The sequence below is a fragment of the Bacteroidales bacterium genome (genome assembly GCA_014860585.1).
GTDB lineage: Bacteria > Bacteroidota > Bacteroidia > Bacteroidales > 4484-276 > RZYY01.
Window position 1 is genome coordinate 1 of record JACZJL010000151.1, and the last position, 15,586, is coordinate 15,586.

General features: G+C 42.3%; 12 protein-coding genes. 1 reads left to right on the top strand and 11 read right to left on the bottom strand.

Annotated features, from left to right (window positions below):
* Window positions 1-81: 81 nt before the first annotated feature.
* The 4 genes from IH598_15365 to IH598_15380 all read right to left on the bottom strand — a co-directional run bounded on the left by IH598_15365 (window position 82) and on the right by IH598_15380 (window position 6,623).
* A complete protein-coding gene (locus IH598_15365) occupies window positions 82-1,092 on the bottom strand; it encodes an N-acetylmuramoyl-L-alanine amidase (protein MBE0639895.1) in 1,011 nt (336 codons plus the stop codon).
* Window positions 1,093-1,493: 401 nt separating this feature from the next.
* On the bottom strand, window positions 1,494-2,057 hold the full coding sequence (locus IH598_15370; GenBank protein ID MBE0639896.1) for a hypothetical protein: 564 nt from the start codon (window positions 2,055-2,057) through the stop codon (window positions 1,494-1,496).
* The gene (locus IH598_15375; protein MBE0639897.1) at window positions 2,054-3,154 is read right to left on the bottom strand and encodes a hypothetical protein; all 1,101 of its coding nucleotides are present in this window, start codon (window positions 3,152-3,154) and stop codon (window positions 2,054-2,056) included. The genes IH598_15370 and IH598_15375 overlap by 4 nt, the downstream gene beginning before the upstream one ends.
* A 151-nt stretch (window positions 3,155-3,305) precedes the next feature.
* Window positions 3,306-6,623, bottom strand: a complete 3,318-nt coding sequence (locus IH598_15380) for a glycosyl hydrolase (GenBank protein ID MBE0639898.1) — start codon at window positions 6,621-6,623, stop codon at window positions 3,306-3,308.
* A gap of 180 nt (window positions 6,624-6,803) precedes the next feature.
* On the opposite strand from IH598_15380, the gene IH598_15385 reads away from it, so the two are divergent.
* Complete coding sequence (locus IH598_15385) at window positions 6,804-8,015, top strand: T9SS type A sorting domain-containing protein (protein ID MBE0639899.1); 1,212 nt, start codon at window positions 6,804-6,806, stop codon at window positions 8,013-8,015.
* 48 nt (window positions 8,016-8,063) lie between these two features.
* Here the strand turns inward: IH598_15385 and IH598_15390 are convergent, their stop codons facing one another.
* The 7 genes from IH598_15390 to IH598_15420 form a co-directional block, all read right to left on the bottom strand.
* Complete coding sequence (locus tag IH598_15390) at window positions 8,064-9,593, bottom strand: cryptochrome/photolyase family protein (GenBank protein MBE0639900.1); 1,530 nt, start codon at window positions 9,591-9,593, stop codon at window positions 8,064-8,066.
* A 164-nt stretch (window positions 9,594-9,757) separates the two neighbouring features.
* Window positions 9,758-10,105 (bottom strand): 50S ribosomal protein L20, encoded by a 348-nt coding sequence (gene rplT / locus IH598_15395; GenBank protein MBE0639901.1) that lies wholly within the window; start codon window positions 10,103-10,105, stop codon window positions 9,758-9,760.
* 79 nt (window positions 10,106-10,184) lie between these two features.
* Window positions 10,185-10,379 carry a 50S ribosomal protein L35 gene (rpmI, locus tag IH598_15400; GenBank protein MBE0639902.1) on the bottom strand — a complete coding sequence of 65 codons (195 nt, stop codon included), beginning with the start codon at window positions 10,377-10,379 and terminating at the stop codon, window positions 10,185-10,187.
* 38 nt (window positions 10,380-10,417) lie between these two features.
* Window positions 10,418-10,978 carry a translation initiation factor IF-3 gene (locus IH598_15405; GenBank protein ID MBE0639903.1) on the bottom strand — a complete coding sequence of 187 codons (561 nt, stop codon included), beginning with the start codon at window positions 10,976-10,978 and terminating at the stop codon, window positions 10,418-10,420.
* Window positions 10,979-11,016: 38 nt separating this feature from the next.
* Complete coding sequence (thrS, locus tag IH598_15410) at window positions 11,017-12,954, bottom strand: threonine--tRNA ligase (GenBank protein MBE0639904.1); 1,938 nt, start codon at window positions 12,952-12,954, stop codon at window positions 11,017-11,019.
* A gap of 122 nt (window positions 12,955-13,076) precedes the next feature.
* Complete coding sequence (locus IH598_15415; protein ID MBE0639905.1) at window positions 13,077-14,036, bottom strand: glucosaminidase domain-containing protein; 960 nt, start codon at window positions 14,034-14,036, stop codon at window positions 13,077-13,079.
* Between the two features lie 106 nt (window positions 14,037-14,142).
* On the bottom strand, window positions 14,143-14,880 hold the full coding sequence (locus IH598_15420; GenBank protein MBE0639906.1) for a nucleotidyltransferase family protein: 738 nt from the start codon (window positions 14,878-14,880) through the stop codon (window positions 14,143-14,145).
* Window positions 14,881-15,586 lie beyond the last annotated feature (706 nt).

Below are 15,586 nucleotides of genomic sequence, written 5' to 3' on the forward strand. Positions count from 1 at the left end.
AATGGAAATCTTGTTTTCGATAACGGAAGCTTTGATGAATCCAGCCGTGGGGAGAGGCTTGCGTTTAACAGATAAATGTTTTCATTTCCTCGAATTTTCAAAATCTTTAATCAGCCCAAGAGTGAGCCAATTGGCAATGGCCTGCCGGTTGCTCACGATGATAAGCCGTTCCAAATCTTTCGGATGATTGATGTTTCCCAGTTCAATGTATGACGATACAGGTTTTGTGTTTCTCAGGGTATAGAGATTCCTGTCGCTCAGGGTTCCTTTGTATCCGCGGTTGGGTTGATGCTCATCGTATTTGGCCTTAATTGTTTTTAGTAAGGTTTCGCCCAACTTTTTCCCCTGGCTGCTACCCGGGTGATAATAAAAAAAGATATCCACTTTCTGGTTCGAATACCTTGAATCAACATGCAATTCAATTTTCCGCTGATATTGTCCCCTGTGTTTTTCATAGAGTTCATTCACTGCATCCACTTTTTGTTTCAACCGCAAAGTAGTGTTCAGAGGGATTGTATGGTCACCCCAGGAGCGCTCGTCTTTGTCGCATTTCAGGTAGGCGTCATCCCTGATTCCATCATTAGGATCACGGGTAATTACATAAACCGTGGCATTATACTCGATCAGGTTTCGTGCAAGCCTGAGCGCTATATCATAAGCATATTCATCTTCACACAGTGTATGGTTATTCTTTTTACCAACTGCCCCCGGGTCAGGTCCACCGTGCCCTGCGACGATATAAAAAACTGCTCCCCTCAATTGCTCACTCAGGAACTCCACCGTTTCATATTTTTTTCCAAAAATGGGATAAACTCCTGTAAGGTTCTTATCTTCCTTTGGCATAGATTCAAGTGTTACCGGAAGCAGGTATGATTTTCCCTGGATAAGTTGCAGGTTAGGGTTCAGGCGGTTTTTATTGATTTCAAGAAAAGTTTTGTAATGTTCATCGGGATCGAGGTTGTGCCGGCGCAACAATGCGTAGATCCCCTCACCTTTCTCTGCTTTGACACTTGGATAGTCCTGCGCTGGCAGGCACAATGCATTCATAAACAGAAAAAGAATGACTAGTATGTTGGCTTTTGAAAAACTCATTGATACACTGCTAATGTATTTTGGGCAAAAATAGTGTTTGAAAAATAAAAAAGGCCGGAAATTCTTAGAAAGTCATCAACAATCGGATTGTTAATAACCTAAACTGGATAAACCAGAAATTACAAAATTCAATAAACAAATCTCAAATAAAACTCAATGTACAAAGGATCAAAAATCCAAACATTGAAAGCAGCCCTGCCTATCTGACCCTGCCTGACTGCGTCACGCAGGCAGGGCAGTCAGGCAGGAATGAATGTGTACCAGTTTGGTAATTGAATTTTTCAAATTTCGTATTTATTTGTCTTTTGACATTTGTCATTTTCCTATGGATGCCTTCGGCAGAAAATTCTGCCAAAAAAAGCAAGAAATTGAAAAATGAGATACTATTGGAACAACCCGCATCATTCAAATTCAAACTCAAAATCCACCGTCGGCATGAAGTTTTGCCGATGCCAGATGTAGATATTGAGGTCGTTCTTGATAAAGATAGAATCTGGTTCGATGGAAATAGATGTGAACTTCAACGAATCAGGAAACTCAAGCCGGTAGTCAGCCGTTTTAAAAGGTTTCCCCCATTTTTGAGTGGTTGTGATAATGTACGTGGCCTTTTTCGAATTTAGTTTTTGCCGGTAAATAATATGATAAGCGACTTCCTCATTAGATTGTAAAGAAGCCAGGAACAATGCACCTTTGTCCGTTTGGTTGATCAGCATTGAAACTGTGTCACCCTCCTTTTTTATTGATAAGAAACTGACTGGGCCATATGTTTCGGTATCAGGGAATGGATAAAACAGCGCCTTCTTTACATCTGAACCGGTTTCATTTCTGAAAAAATATATCCCATCCACTTCAAACAAGCCTTTCTGGAGCCTGAAAGTTAAGTTTTCGCTGAAAAATTCAATGTTCTGGGATTTGGTATCAGTGATCAGACCAAGAATTAAAACCAACATTATCAGTTGCTTCATCTTGCAATGATCATTTTTGAGTCAGCCACCTTTTTTCCGTCCATGACTACCGAAATAAGATATTGGCCTTCTGGCAGATTGTATTCCAATCCGTTTTTCCATTCCTGCCTGAAGATATTGTTATGAAAATCTGATCTTGAGAAAGGAATCACTGCCACCACAGAACCTTTTAAGCAGTTGATATTGATCATCCCTTCAATAAAATCTGTTTCTTCATCAATACATAGTTCGATGGTTGTTTGATCTTTCAATGGATTGGGAGAATTTTTAAATTTCACTTTATACATCCGGGTTATCTCTGCCATCCCAACAGACATATCAACAACCAGGTCCATTGTGATCGTAACTCCAGGTTCCATATTTAACCAGTAATCTATTTCATATTCCTCACCATCTTTAATGACCTTGTCGAAGTGGTACATTTTCGCATAAAGGCTCTCCTGGAAAAATCCTCCTGTAGTTGTGGTCAGGGGCGTTAAACTGCCCAAAGGCCAGAGAAATAAATCATTGATATATTTAATTTCAGCATTTTCGACAGGATTTCCATTGTGATCGGTAAGATATCCCTGGAAAACCCCTTCCCATGTTCCATTCCAGTAGCCATTGTAAAAGTAGGGTGAAGCATTTTTGATAGGCATCCAAACTACCTGCATCTGATCGTAACTAAAAGGTAAATAATTGATGGATTGCCCTGGAAGAACTGGTCCGACGGCAATACTTGACTGAGTCCCCCACATGATCTCCTGAAGTTCCCAGTATTGGTCGTTCACGGTTATTGCAACAAAAAGTGCTCCTGCCTCCGGTGAGATTGAAACAGGCTGCAAAAGGTTTTCTACAGTCAACACGGTGAAAGCATTACTGGTATTTGGAATAAAATCGGGATCGATGATTAGTGGGCCGTTGGTTGAGGAAATGCTGATATCCTGCAAAGACTCAATACCATAGAGCCAGAAAATATTATGATTAATCAAAATGTACCAGTTCCCATCTTCAAAGTAGATTTCTGTAACGATATCTTCTTCCATGATGGGGTTGGAAATTGCCGGCTGAAAAGCTAACAGAATGGCAATTACGATGAATAAAAATTTAAGTTTCATGATCACCTCCTTTTAATCAATTAAGAAAAACTTGAATTTGAAAAGTCTGCGAAAGGTAATACAAAATCATTTACAATGCAAGGGAGGTATAAAAAAACCTTCCGGGCGTCACCACACCGGAAGGTTAGATTGTCGAATAAATCAGCCAACACTAATTTCTGTTCAGTTGCGGCAGTCGTCCAGGGGTCCAGGGAGCACGTAATTTCTCCATTTCGGTTTCGATGGATTTGATCTCAAGATCAATCCGCTGGATTTCGGCGATCACCGGAGGAAGTTCCTCCATCAGGATGTCGTAATTGTCGGTTTGTGTTTTGGTTGGTGCTGAAGTTGAATTCCAGTGTGAGTATGCGATGACACCCAGACGGTCGTTCAGAGGCATCTGTTCTGGTGGGATTTCCTCTGAGCTTGCTTTTGCCGGGGTTCCATTAAATCTATATTCGATCTCTTTCAATTCTTCATAGATTTTTTTTGCCTTCTGTGCCAGTTCAGCCGGAGCTTCAGGTGTGTTGTGCAAGGCCTGACGGATATGCTCATTCTTTTTCATCAGATCTTCCATGAAGTTTTCGGCGCCACTCATCGAACGGGCCAACTCGGCTACCTTGTTCTGATAGGCTACCATTGCAATGCGGTCTTCAGCCGGCAAGGTTGTGTTGTTTAATGGTTTAGCAGTAAACGCAATAGGGCCGGCCAATTCTGTGATTTCTCCATTATGATCCATTGCCATCGAAACAAAATATTTACCAGGCAGCGCATGCATTCCCGATTGACCTTCGCTGAAAGGATCGAATTTGTCTTTTCTTAGGCTGACAGGGTTTTTCCCCTGATAGCGTAAGTTCCAGGTTGTACGGTTGATGCCGGCTGAAGGTTTTTGGTAAAGCTTTCGCACTATGTTTCCTTTTTCATCAGCGATGGTGAAAACCAGCATGGGTGCCAGCTCATTTTCCTCTTCAACCAGTTGTTCGCGCTTGGGCTGAAGTATGGGATCACCGGCTTTAAATAACTCTTTTTCCTTATCCAGCCGCTCCTGCTTCTTAGTCTTTGGTGCTTCTTTGAGATACCAGGTAAAAGTAGCTCCAAATGGAGGATTGGGCGCAATAAAGTAAGTGGCGCCCTGGCCGTAACGCATTCCGCTCTGGGCATACATCAAGGCGTCTTTTATTGGGAAAATCAAGGCTTCACTGTCCTTCAGCTTCTCAGGCGATAGCTCCCTGAGCGGCGAATAATCGTCAATAATATAAAATCCGCGCCCGAAAGTAGCAACCACAAGATCGTTTTCGCGTTCCTGAATTTTCAGGTCTTTCATAGCAACATCGGGAATACCGCTGGATAATTCAGTCCACATTTTACCGCCATCAATCGAAAAGAAAACATTGAACTCTGTTCCGACAAATAACAAATCAGGATTGATGTGATCCTGAATGATCGTGTGCACTGTTTCGTTAGATGGGAGGTTTCCGGCAATGGAAGTCCATGAGTTACCCTTATCGGTACTTTTGAGGAGGTAGGGTTTAAAGTCGTCGTTTTTAATCCCGTCGAAAGCAGCAAACACAATATTTGCGTCATGCTTTGACGGCTTGATGTCACTGACGTATGTGTATTCGGGGACCCCGGGAAAAGTACTGATTTTCGTCCAGCTATCACCGCTGTTTTCACTTACCTGGATCAGTCCGTCATCAGATCCGGCATACAGCAAACCTTCCTGCTTTGGGGACTCAGCCAGCGAGACGATGGTCCCCCATTGTGAAGTGGAAACATCCTTTGCCACAGCATTCGAAGGCCAGTATTTTCCCATCACCGGGAACTGATTGCGGTCTTCGTTGCGGGTCAGGTCTTCGCTGATTACTTCCCAACTGTTGCCTCGATCATTACTTCGGAAAACTTTATTGGCCGCAATATACAGACGTGTATTGGAATGAGGGCTGAGGAAAAATGGTGTGTTCCAGTTCCAGCGGTAGGTTAGCTCATCTTTGCGCGGTTCCGGGCGGATTTTAATCCGTTCTTCTGATTTTTTGTCATACCTGAAAATATTTCCATATTGATAGGCAGAGTAAACAATATCGGGATTGCCTGGCTCAATGGCCTGGAAAAATCCGTCGCCTCCAAGCGTTGTGATCCATTCGCAGCTTGAAACACCTGATGAACTAATGCTCCTTGAAGGTCCGCCAAGACTGTTGTTGTCCTGTGTACCACCATAAACCCAGTAAAAGGGTTCAGTATCATCCACGTTAACCCTGTAAAATTGGGTAACGGGCAGGTTACTTTTGAACAGCCAATTTTTCCCTGCATCAAAGGTTTCATAAACACCGCCATCACCACCGATCATAAAATGGTCAGTATTATTCGGGTCAATCCACATCGCATGATCATCCACATGACGTCCGCTCAACCCGATATTGCTCCAGGTTTTTCCACCGTCGGTAGTGACTTTTGAAACGACATCCATGAGATACACTTTATTTTCATCAACCGGATCCGCAATGATGATGTTAAAATACTGGCCACTGGCATGGTAATCATTCATTTTTTCCCATGAAGCGCCGCGGTTTGTTGTTCTGAAAAAACCTCCCTGTTCATCTGCAGCTTCAAGCGCCAGATAAACAATATCGGGATTTACAGGTGAGATGGCCAGACTACCGCCACCCCAATGAGCACCTGGCAGCCCTTTCATGATCTTGTTCCAGGTTTTACCACCATCAGTGGTTTTGTACACTGCCGACTCAGGGCCTCCGCCGATTTTGGTAAACACCCTCCGGCGGCGCTGCTCTGAAGTGGCATAAAGAACATCCGGATCGCGCGGATCCATTACAATATCGTTAACACCTGTGTCTTCACTGATTTCCAGTACTTTTTCCCATGTCTTTCCTCCATCAACGGTTTTGTAAAGACCGCGATCTCCACCCGGTCCCCAAACCGAACCTTCAGCAGCCACATAAACTATGTTACTGTTGGTCGGATGAACGACTATCTGCCCAATCTGGCGCGATTCTTTCAATCCCATGTTCTCCCATGACTTTCCTCCGTCCAATGAGCGATAAACGCCATTACCGTAACCCAGGGCCCGTTGGTGATTCTTTTCACCTGTACCCAGCCAAACAATGTTTGTATTTGAAGGATCAATTGTGACCCTGCCTATGGCATAAGCACCGTAATTGTCGAAGATCGGCTCGAATGTAGTGCCGTTGTTTACTGTTTTCCAAAGGTGACCTGAGGCCACAGCAACATAGTATTCACTTGAGTTGTCTGGATTCACTGCAAAATCTGAAATACGCCCGGAGGTAAAAGCCGGCCCGATACTCCTCCATTTAAGTCCAGAGAAGGTTGATGATTTCAATGTGTCGCCGGCAGACTCCTTGTCTTTCTTTTTTTGAGCCATTACTTCTGCACTGGCAAGCATTACCAAGCCTGCAAGTAGAAATGTTGTAAGACATTTTCCAAAGAAGAACTGTTTTAAATTTAGTTGAAAAGTCATAAATTTTTGTTTTGAGTGAAATAAAAAGTACATTTGAATTCAGTTTTCAAAAATAGGATTGTTTTCTAAAAGCTGGCCACCTTGTGTAATAAAATGTAGGAAAATATCCAATTGTGCGCGAGTGTCGCCTTTTGGCCGTAGTAACTTTTTTAGTGTAATTTCGCTGCAAAATTCGTCAACATGAGGTTCCCTGTTTTTGCTATTTCTATTATCCTGATATTTTCCCAATCTGATTTGCTTTATGCTCAGCGTAATGTTTCACAGATTTCCCCCTTGGAAACTATGTCCTCATCATCAAATGTTTTTTTGGAAGAGAAAAACCTGATCGCAAATTTTTCTGTTATGCACAGGTTTGGTGTTGCTCCCATGTCGGTGCAATTTAAAGATATGTCTGAAGGTGACCCCATAAAATGGACATGGACTTTTGGTGATGGCCAGACTGATACTGTCAAAAATCCTCTTCATATTTATCAGGAACCTGGCAGTTATACGATTAAACTCACAATCCTGGATGAAACCACCTCAAACTCCCTGACACGGGAAAACTATATTACAGTTACAACCGAAGGTGCATGTGATACAATTGCTTACCCCCTTGAGGGGGATTATACTTATTATGAAATCATTGGGAATGGTTCAGGATATGTTTCAGGAAACAACTCTTACGGCGACCTGGCTAAGGCTAGCGTTTATGATAGTTTTGAGCCACAAAGCACATTGATTGGAGGGATATTTGAATTTGCCATAGCCAAAAAATCTCTGGCCAGCGACCTATCCGTGAGTTTTCTGGCGTGGGAAGGTGATGGTGTGATGAATTCTCCTTCTACAGTCCTTGCAGAGGTAGAAATACCAATTTCCCAAATTGTGCAAGAGGTTGAATTCGAATGGTCCACAGCAATCTTTTTCTCTGCTCCACCTGCTATAAACAACTTATTTTTTCTTGGAGTTGAACTGCCACAGGTTCCCGGTGACACACTGGCACTTTTAACCAACTATGATGGAGATGTTGAAAATGGAAACGGATGGGAACAGCACGATAACGGCAACTGGTATCCCTATTCCAACAGTCAGTATAGCTGGAACATCAATATTGATCATGCCATATTTCCTCTGATCTGCCACACTGCAGGTATTTCCAACCACCTGCTTGACAATCAGCTTTTGATCTATCCTATCCCGGCAACCGACAAAATCAATGTAATGTTGCTTGATCCAAATAAGGAAATAACCTCAATTGCCCTGATAGATATCACCGGAAGGGTCATTTACTACCAAACATCATCGCAAAAATCAACTTCCATTGATGTGGGTAATTTGAAATCAGGTCTTTACGTGTTGAGAATGAATATTGATGGTATAAACGTTTTTCGAAAAGTGATGGTAGGCAAGTAAAACCCAACATTGCTAAAAAGTAGACATTTTAATGGCAAGCCAAAATCTTTACAACTCATTCATTGTATCGAGGTATTTCTCAGCCTGCTCCAAAAGTGCTGCTTTCTCCTCAGGATTCATCTTGTCCAGGTTTCGGTACGCCATGCCAATACGTGGATTTTTCCGTAATTTGTCCTGGTGCCTGTCAAAGAAATTCCAATACAAGCTGTTGAAGGGGCAGGCATTTGCGCCAATTCGTTTCTTCGCATCATAAAAGCAACTTCTACAATAGTCACTCATGTTATTGATGTAATTGGCCGAACTGACATAAGGTTTTGAAGCCATGATCCCTCCGTCGGCATACTGGCTCATGCCGCGTGTGTTGGTTAACTCCACCCATTCGAAAGCATCAATGTAAATACCAAGGTACCAGGCATCCACTTCGTCCGGATGAACCTGAGCTAAAAGAGCAAAATTTCCGGTTATCATCAGGCGCTGAATGTGATGTGCATAGGCTTTGTCAAGTGACTGGCGAATGGCATGTTTCAGGCAATTCATGCGGGTATCGCCCGTCCAGTAAAATTCGGGTAGCTTATTTTTATGATCAAAGTAATTCATTTTAGCGTAGTCCGGCATTTTTGCCCAATAAACACCTCTAACGTATTCTCTCCATCCTAAGATCTGCCTGACATACCCTTCGACCTGCTCCAGTCCAATTTCATCAGGACGGGACTGCCAGGTTTCAACAGCACTTCTTATCACTTCGAGCGGGCTAATCATTTTTGTATTCAATGCGAAAGAAATTCGTGCATGGAACAGGGAAGTAGAATTTTTCACCATAGCATCCTGGTAAGTGCCAAAATGTGGAAGCAGGTTCTTGTCGAAATAATCCACCAATTCCAGCGCCTGTTTTCGGTTTATCGGGTAGGTGAAGTGCGACGGATCGGCATTACCGAAACTATCAACACCAGATATCTTCATATCCCGAAAAACTTCGGTCAGATCATTATCAAATTTAAGGGGCTTTGGGATTGGTATTCTACCATCGTAGCGATTGCGGTTGTTTGCATCAAAGTTCCACTGACCACCAATAGGTTGACCGTTTTCCATCAGGACATTGAAGCGGCGCCGCATTTCGCGATAGAAACTTTCCATCAGGTAATTTTTTTTACCGAAAAAATCTTTCAACTCATATCGCGAAGTTAGAAAATGCTCAGATGGTACCATCTTCCAGGTAATGTTTAATTCGTTGCAAAATGACTTCAGCAGCTGATCAACTCTGTACTCATCGGGCTCCTGGTACTCAAAACATTCAATGTTATTTTTTAGAATGATGGCATTGATGTTTTTCCCGAAAAGTTGCAAATTGTCAACCTCGGTCAACTTCAGATAGACTAAATTATGCCCTACAGTTCTTAACTGATCTGCAAATTGCCGCATGGCGCCAAGCACTCCAAGAAGCTTTTGAATGTGATGCTTAACGTAATCAGTTTCAGGTCTGATTTCCATCATCACATAAAGCACCTCAGGGTCGGTGGTGTTGAACCATGAATGAATTAAGCTGAGTTGATCACCAAGAATTAATCGCAATGTTTTCAAAGCGCTAGCATTAGGAATTTCTTAATAATCCGTATATAAAATAAAAGGGGTATCATTTACTGTTTAATCAGGAAGTTGTTTATGCAGCTTAACTCTGCGAAATCGGAGGTCATTACTTTGTAAAAACAAAAAAAGCAGGCGAACCTGCTTTGATTTTCTTGTGGTTATGCTTTTACTTTGTCCACCACAGCTTTGAAAGCTTCGGGGTGATTCATGGCCAGGTCGGCCAGCACCTTGCGGCTGAGCTGTATGTTTTCCTTGGCAAGTCTTCCGATGAATACTGAGTAAGACAAACCGTGCATCCTTACTCCGGCGTTGATACGCTGAATCCAGAGTGCTCTGAAATTCCTCTTTTTTGTCCGACGGTCGCGATAGGCATACTGTTGGCCTTTCTCGTAAGAGTTTTTCGCAACTGTCCAAACGTTTTTACGTGATCCGAACTGTCCTTTTGTGCGTTTCAGGATTTTTTTCCGCCTGGCACGCGATGCTACTGCATTTACTGATCTTGGCATAGTGATTAATTTTTTTGTGCTAGCGCCCCGCGCTTCCGGGAACTTTTTCTGCTAAACACAAGTTAAACAATTGAAATAATTACTTGATAAGCATGGCTTTAACATTTTTCACATCTGCGTTGTCAACAATGGTAAAATAACCAAGGTTGCGTTTGCGCTTTTTCGACTTTTTGGTCAAAATGTGACTTTTGTAAGCGTGTCTTCTCTTGATTTTGCCTGTGCCTGTAAACGTAAAGCGTTTTTTTGCACTGGCCTTTGTCTTCATCTTTGGCATTACTAAAAGTGTATTAAATGGTTGATATACTTGTTATTCTAACTCTTTTTCGGTGCAATGATCATGATCATTCTTTTCTTCTCGAGCAATGGCAATTTTTCAACTTTACCAACTTCCTCCACTTCCTGGGCAAATCTGAGCAACATCAGTTCACCTTTATCTTTGTAAACAATGGTCCTTCCTCTGAAAAAAACCTCTACTTTCACCTTTGCTCCCTCTTCAAGGAATTTTTTAGCATGATTCAGCTTGAAGTTAAAATCATGGTCATCGGTATTTGGACCTAATCTGATTTCTTTTACCACTACCTTCGAGGTTTTGGCTTTGATCTCTTTTTGCTTTTTCTTTGAATCGTAAAGAAACTTCTTATAATCCAACACTTTACATACCGGTGGATTGGCGGCCGGAGAAATTTCGACAAGATCAAGTTCCAATTCTTTGGCTATGTCAAGCGCTTCTTTAACGGTGATGATACCTTGTTCAACGTTTTCACCGACAAGGCGGACTACCGGTCCTTTGATCTCTTCATTGATTTTGTGCGGATTCTCTTTCTTCCGTTGTAAAGGACGTCTGTTAAAATTACTTCTTAAAGGCGTTGCTATAATTTATCCTCCTAAAATTTTGTTAAACAATGCGATGACTATACAGCCATCAGTTTTTTTATTTCGCTGCTAATATGATTGGCAAACGACTCGGCTGTGAAAGATCCCATGTCGCCTTCCCCTTGCTTTCTTACCGAAATTGTATTTTCAGTTTCTTCTTTTTCACCAACGATAAGCATGAAAGGAATACGTTTCAATTCGGCGTCGCGTATCTTCTTACCGGCTTTTTCACTTCTTGTATCAATCTCAGCACGAATATCCAAACTGGCCAGCAAAGATAATACGTTTTCGGCATATGCATGATATTTTTCACTGATTGGCAAGATGATGGCCTGAACCGGCGCCAGCCAGAGTGGAAATTTGCCTGCACAATGCTCAATGAGCACGGCAACAAACCTTTCCATTGATCCGAAGGGTGCACGGTGAATCATCACCGGGCGGTGCTTTTCGTTGTCGCTTCCGGTGTATTCAAGTTCGAATCGTTCCGGAAGGTTGTAATCAACCTGGATGGTACCAAGCTGCCATCTGCGTCCCAGGGCATCACGTACCATGAAATCCATTTTAGGTCCATAAAATGCAGCTTCACCATGCTCAATAACTGTTTCAAGCCCTGACTCTTCTGCCACTTCGAGTATGGCTCGTTCGGCTTTTTCCCAGTTCTCGTCGGAACCAATGTATTTTTCGCGGTTATTCGGATCACGCAATGAAATTTGTGTAATGAAATCCTTGAAATCCAATGCCTTGAAAATTTTCATTACGATCCTGATTACCCCAACAAATTCGGATTTAACCTGGTCAGGAGTGCAGAAGATGTGCGCATCATCCTGGGTAAATCCTCTAACCCTTGTAAGTCCGTGCAACTCACCACTTTGTTCGTACCGATACACAGTACCAAACTCAGCATAACGAAGAGGCAGGTCTTTATAGGAATGAGGTTTTGAATTAAAAATCTCGCAATGATGCGGGCAATTCATGGGCTTGAGGAAAAATTCCTCACCCGGGATTGGTGTGGAAATCGGTCTGAATGATTCCTGGCCATATTTCTGAAGATGACCTGATGTTCTGTAAAGCTCAACGTTCCCAATATGTGGAGTGATTACCGGCTGGTACCCGGCCTCTTTTTGAACTTTTTTCAGGAACGATTCAAGGCGTTCTCTCAATTCAGCGCCCTTTGGCAACCATAGAGGTAAACCAAGTCCAACTTTCTGGGAAAAAGTAAAAATTTCTAATTCTTTTCCAAGACGACGATGGTCACGCTTTTTGGCCTCTTCGAGCATTACCAGGTAATCCTCAAGTTCTTTGGCTTTTGGAAATGTTATCCCGTAGATGCGGGTAAGTTGCTTGCGTTTCTCATCTCCCCGCCAGTAAGCGCCGGCAATGCTGGTTAATTTGATTGCTTTGATAAAGCCTGTATCAGGTAAATGGGGTCCACGGCAGAGGTCAATAAAATTACCTGACTCATAAAAGGTAATCTGACCGTCTTCCAACTCGCTGATCAATTCCAGTTTATATTCATCACCTTTTTTACTGAAATAATCTATTGCCTCCTGCTTTGATACTTCACGACGTTTGTAAATGTGCCTTTCTTTAGCCAACTCCTTCATTTTATTTTCGATGGCAACTAGATCAGCTTCTGTAACCGGTTGCTCACCCGTGTCAACATCATAATAAAATCCGCTCTCGATGTTTGGGCCGATACCAAATTTGGCACCAGGGAACAATGCTTCGATGGCTTCGGCCATCAGGTGGGCTGATGAATGCCACATTGTAGCTTTGCCCTCCTTGTTTTCCCATGTAAGCAATTTTATGGCAGCATCGCTGGTAATGGGGCGGGTGGCATCCCACACATCACCATTTACCTCAGCAGCGAGGACGTTTCTGGCAAGGCCTTCGCTGATACTTTTAGCAATGTCCAGCCCGGTTACACCTTCCTGAAATTGTCGAACACTATTATCCGGCAGTGTTATGTTTATCATGATTTTTTTAAGCTCAAATCTATAGAAAAAATTGGGCGCAAAGGTAAAAATAATTTTTACAAACGATTGTTTTTGGGAATGTTAAAAATGGAAAAAGGTTGATATCCGTCACTTCGGAGCAATTACTCTGCAGGCTTGCGCTCCTGCAGCCACAAAATCTGACCGATACGCGGTTCTTCGCCTGCCTTCATCCGATTGAGTTTGTACAAACGCTCAAGCCGAATGCCATATACCTGGGAAATAGTACGCATATTTTCACCTTTCGAAAACGTGTGGAAAGGGGCAGAGCCTTTTGCTTTTTTCTTTTCAAGGTAAACCATTTCACCTTCTGTGAGTTTATCGCTGCGCTTCAGCTCATTATATTTCCATAGCTGGTAACTGTAGATGTTGAATTCTTTGGCTAAGTCGAAAAAGTTGTCTCCTTTTTTTGATATAATATATTTCCGTCCATTATTGGTCAAAATCTGGCGTTTGCCGGTTGTTGGTTTGCCATCGGTTCCCGTCTTTTGCCAGGATTCAGAATTTTCTTTACCGGGTTTTTTACCGGCAAGAATTACGCTTCGGGGCACATCATATTGATCGAGATTGAGGTCATCGATAATTTTAATTACAAGTTCAGCATACCGGGGGTTTGTGGCATAACCGGCCTGCTTTAATCCATGCGCCCACCCTTTGTAGTCGGTTGTTTCAAGTTCAAAGAGGGAGGCGTAACGCGGTCGGGTTGTTAAAAAAGCCGAATGGTCCTTGTAGGACTGATCTGGATTGTCATATTTGCGAAAACACTCCTGTGGCGCATCGTCATCCACTTTAATGGATTCACCCTGCCAACCATGGCATTTGATACCAAAATGATTATTGGCCTCCCTTGCCAGTTTACTGTTCCCATTCCCCGATTCGAGAATAGCCTGCGCCAACTTGATACTGGCAGGAATACCAAATTCATACATCTCTCTGATTGCCATATCCTTGTAGGCAGCAACATACTCCTCACGGGTCATCTGCCGGCTCGAAGTCTGTGCTAATATTTGAAGATTTACCAGAAATAGATGAATGATGAAAACGGCTTGGAATATCCTGAGCATCAACAATTGGTTTAGTTTTGTCCGCCGCAAAAATAGAATTTACTTGTAAATCAATTTATAAAGGGTAAAAAGTAAAAAATATTGCCTGCAAACCGAAATTACGGAATTAAACCAAAAATAAAAGCTTCTCAGCCTCCATTAAGCTTTCCGGCTTTCCGATATCAACATAAGGCACACGATCGTTTCGAAATCCAATAATACGCCGGCTTGCCGACAACCTTAAATAAACCTGAACGATGGAGAATTTACCGTCTTCATCGATTAATTCCAGGAGTTCCGGATTGATGATATGAATGCCATTGAAAGCAAGTTCAGTCAGTTCATCATGTGGATTTAATGGAATAATTTCCTCCCTTGTTGCTAAATTGCGCCATCCCGTCAATCGCAAACTTTCGTCAAAAAGAAAATAGCGGGAACTCTGCCTCTTTTGGACAAAAAGAGTAGCCAGCGCTTTTCTCTTCATATGATAATCAAGTATTTCATTAAGATCAAGGCCGGAAAACACATCCACATTATGAATTAAAATGGGCTTGGATTGATCAAACAATGACGCTGCTTTTTTCAATCCGCCACCTGTATCAAGCAGTAAATCTGACTCATCGGAGAACAGGATTTCAATCCCGAAATCATTCTTTTCTTTTACAAAAGACCTGATCAGATCGGGGAAATGATGAAGGTTGATTACGATGCGTTGGACACCATGGGCTTTTAGTTTTTCAATCACGCGTTCAATCATGGTCTTGCCGCCAATCTCGACCAACGCCTTGGGCAAATTCCCGGTGAGGGGACGAAGGCGGGTTCCAAGTCCGGCAGCAAATATCATGGCCTGTTCGAGTGATAGCATGGTCAGGTCTTTTGGGGTTTACAGAGTTTTTCCTTTTTATTTGCAGAGTTGTTGCATTTGCTACAGACAAACTTATCGTTTGGAGAAACTTTCTTTTTATCCTCTTTACAGCGCTTTCCTGCCATGGGGAAGTATCTTATTTTTTAATCTCTTGCTTTTTTTGGCAGAATTTTCTGCCGAAGGCATCCATAGGAAAATGACAAATGTCAAATGACAAAAAAATACCAAATTAAAAATTCAATTACCCAAACTAATCCACATTCAGTGCTGCTTTAGGGGTTTGAATTTTTGATCCTTTGTACATTGAGTTTTATTTGAGATTTTTTTATTGTATTTTGTCCAAAGGACTCCTTCTGAGTAATTTCTGGTTTATCGTGTTGAGCATTAATTTCCGGCAAATATAATGGAAGCAAGGAGTATTGTGATCATAATGGTTACAGGGGTGAAAACAGCACGCTCCAGTTTTGTTCTTGAAAACAGATTACCCACTGAATTGAGCGCAAATAAAATCATCATTGTCCACAGCAAAACTTTGATAAACTGAGCGCTAACCGGAAAATTGAATCACCCGGCCAGGGTCATCATCAAAATCAGAAACGCTGCATTTAGGCTTATTGAGAAGGCTTCAAACACATACATCTGACGGTCAGATTTAAGTCGTCCTCCCCAGATGAACGAATATGGAATGAGCCGCAGAACTATCAAA